Below are 3,406 nucleotides of genomic sequence, written 5' to 3' on the forward strand. Positions count from 1 at the left end.
ACGCAGCGGCGCAGGAAGGCGGGCGGGAACTCCCGCTCGCCGTTGCTGGTCATCACCACGACCGGGAAGTGGGCGCAGGAGACGAGACCGCGCTGCACGCGGACGCGTTCCCTGCCGCCGGTGACGAGGACGTCGGCGGTCTGCTGGTGCTCGGGCAGCCGGGACAGCTCCGGGATCTCGAACTCGCCCTCCTCCAGAACCACCAGGAGATCGTTGGGCAGGTCGATGTCGGACTTGTCGATCTCGTCGATCAGCAGGACACGGGGCCGGTCGGTGGCGGCGAGCGCGGTGCCGAGCGGACCGAGGCGCAGGTAGTTGCCGATGTCCGAGCCGTGCCCGGCGCGCCTGCGGAGCCTGCGCGCCGGGCCGCGCAGCGCCTCGCGCTCACGCTGGAGGGACGCCTCGCGCAGGCGGCCCACGGCGTCGTACCGGTAGAGCGCGTCCGCCAGGGTGGAGCGGCTGTTGACGGACCAGCGCAGGACGTCGCCGAGGCCGAGGTCCTCGGCGACGGCGCGTGCCAGTGAACTCTTGCCGGTGCCGGGCCGACCGGTGACGAGGAGCGGACGGCGCAGGTGGAGTGCGGCGTTGACCACCGCGATCTCGTCGGCGCTCATCAGGTGGTGCTGGGCCCGCGGGTGCCGGCGTGAGGCGGGGAAGCGGCGCCACGGCGGCGGGTCGGGCAGCTCCGCCGTGCCGCGGAACACCCACCAGCTCTCGGGAGCGGGGCCGGTGTCGCCGGATTCGGTGGAGGGCGGGTGCGACACGGGCACGGTCTCCTCGTCGGGGCGGGGTCGGGTCGGATTCACGACCGGGACGGCTGGGTCAGGGCCCACGGGTCGGGCGCGAGGGGCGGCGGTCTGTGGTCGGGGCCGTCGTGCAGCAGTGACAGCCGACGGCCGTGGTGGGTGGGACAGTCCGGATCGGCCATGGCCTTGGCCCGCTCCAGCCGCACCACTTCGGGAATCAGCGTGTGGTCCACGCCCTCGACCAGTGCCAGCAGAGCCGCGGAGAGCCGCCCGCCGTGGTCCTCGCGGTGCCAGAGCACCGTGTGCACTCCGGCCTCCAGACACTGGCGCAGCACGCGTCCCTGCTGCTGCCGGTCGCAGCTGACCACGACGATCCCCGCCTCCGGGCTCACCTCCAGCCGGGCACGGACGACGGCCGGATCCGTGCAGCGCTCGTCGAGGAGGAGCCGGGGCGAGGTCGGCAGCGCGCTGCTGCGGCGCTTCCACGACGCGTACGTCTCCCGTGTCCGCTCCGAACTGCGCAGCACCACACGGCGGGTGATCCCCGGGTAGAAGCCGCCGTCGTCACCGTCGCCGGGGAACGCCCAGGCGTCCACGTCCAGGCGCAGCCAGGCGGGCGAGACGAAGAACTCCAGGAGCGCGGTCTCGGGGTGCTCGCGCACCTCGGTCCGCAGGACCAGCCGGATCGCCTCCACGACGCGATCGCTGGCGACCTCGGTGTCCTGCGTCAGTACGACCTCGTGGCGGCCGTCACCGCTCCACACCCAGATCTGGTAGGTGAACAGGTTGCCGGGCGGCGCGGGCAGGAGTTCCACCTGCACCCGGGGCGGGGCGGCGGGGTGCCGGGACGCGGCCGCCGCCGTGGTGTGCACGGCGGTGGCGTCGGCCCGGAACTGGTCGACGGCGGCCGGGGCCACTCCCAGCCGGGGCGCCGTGCTGCGTACCCAGGCGTCCAGGTCGTCGGCCACCTCCCCGCCCGCGGCACGCTCGTGGACACCGATGCGGACGACGCCCTGCAGCAGGGGAGGCATCGGCTGCCCGGGATGCGGGTCGTACCCCTCCAGCACGTCGGCGGCGTCGGCGAGGTCGACGGGGAGCGGTGTGCCGTCCGCGTAGGGCAGCACGGTGCGCAGCAGCCTGCCGGGGTCGACGGTACGGCAATGGGCGAGCAGGGCGGTGAGGTTGCGCCGTCGGCCGACGGCGAGGCGCTCACGCGGGCTGACGACGCGGGCGATGCGCAGGATCCGCTGCCAGTCGGCCGTCTCCGCAGGGCCGCCGGGCCGGCGCTCGGCGAGGTGGTCGTAGACGATGTCGAGCAGTTCCGGGACGCCCCGGCGGACTCCGACGGCCAGCCCCACGAGCCGTTCGACGTCGGCCGCCGCTCCCGCCGACCGCCGGCCGAGCCGCGCGGCCAGTCGCTCCTCGCAGTCCCGGACGTCCTGTCTGCTGGTCAGCAACTGCTCCAGCGCGGAGAGGAGTTGCTGGCGCCCGCGGCCCGCCGCGGGCACCGCCACGGGCGGCAGGTCCGGCAGCTCCGCCTCGATGGAGGACAGGCCGATCGCGTACACGGCCGCGGGCGGACCCTGGCCGTCCGCCGTCGGGGCGGGCGCCTCGGGGCGTCCGGCACCCTCATGGGCGGCGACCACGATTCCGACGACGGCCTGGCGGTCCCGGTCCCACAGGGGGCCGCCGCTGAAGCCGTCCGCCACCGTTCCGCCGAGGACGTCGAGGGCGGTCCAGGGGTGCGCGGAGACGCGGGGGACCGCGCGCAGGGTGGGCAGGGTGTGGCCGCTGGCCCAGAGGGCGACGACCTCGTTGCCGTCCCGGTGCGGGAGGAAGGGGGCGGGCTCGGCGCCCGGCGGGGCGTCGGCGTCGAGTTCGAGCACCACGAGGTCGCCGTAGTACGGCAGCGAGCCGGCGGCCGGCGGCAGGAGGCGGCCGGGCTCGGGACGGGCGCGCGGGGGCCGCCACATCTCCGGCACGGCGCGGCCGGCCAGCACGCGTTCCCGGTCGACGTGGGGCAGCCGGAGCGCGACCGGTTCGGCGCGGGACGGCAGGGCCGTGTCGAAACGGTCCCGCCCCCGCGCGCTGTTGACGACGTGGGCGCAGGTCAGCACCAGCCTCGGGGTGATCAGTACGGCGGCGCCGACCGGGCCGGCCGGCCCCAGGACGGACACGAACGCCCGGTGCAGGGGGGCGTCCGCCGAAGCGGGATTCACCTGCGGCCGCATGGCGTCAGAAGCCGTGCGCCGGGCCGGACGCGGGACGGGAACCGGCCGTGACGCCGTCGGTCGGGGCGGGGCCGGACCCGGGAGGGGAACCGGCCGTGACGCCGCTGACCGGGGCGGCGGGGCCGGACGCGGGACGGGAACCGGCCGCGGCGCCGAGGACCGGGGCGGCGGGGTCGGGTGTGGTGGCCGGGCCGGTGTCGCCCGCCAGGTTCCAGGTGGCGGAGACGGTGAAGCTCGCCTCGCCGCTTCCCGAGAAGACACCGAGGCTCAGATCGCTGCCGAGCGTGACACCGAACTCCACGGTGACCTCGTCGGGACGCTGGGCGAATCCCGAGAAGCTGCGGTGGATCCCGCCGAGTACGCCCCCCAGCGGGCGCAACGCCTCGGTGAGGGCCTCGCCGCCCCGGGTCAGGGCCCGAGCCGCGCGGC

At 75.8% G+C, this 3,406-nt stretch carries 3 protein-coding genes; all 3 read right to left on the reverse strand.

Annotation, left to right across the window (positions count from 1 at the left end; translation table 11 throughout):
* Positions 1-764: MoxR family ATPase (locus GT045_RS19925; protein ID WP_345942697.1), on the reverse strand; the 764-nt coding region annotated here is incomplete at its 3' end.
* A 38-nt stretch (positions 765-802) separates the two neighbouring features.
* Complete coding sequence (locus GT045_RS19930) at positions 803-2,977, reverse strand: trypsin-like peptidase domain-containing protein (protein WP_161334971.1); 2,175 nt, start codon at positions 2,975-2,977, stop codon at positions 803-805.
* Positions 2,978-2,981: 4 nt separating this feature from the next.
* Positions 2,982-3,406, reverse strand: a 425-nt coding sequence (locus GT045_RS39870) for a CU044_2847 family protein (RefSeq protein WP_237538728.1), incomplete at its 5' end; no start/stop codon positions are given.

This window comes from Streptomyces sp. SID486 (genome assembly GCF_009865385.1).
GTDB lineage: Bacteria > Actinomycetota > Actinomycetes > Streptomycetales > Streptomycetaceae > Streptomyces.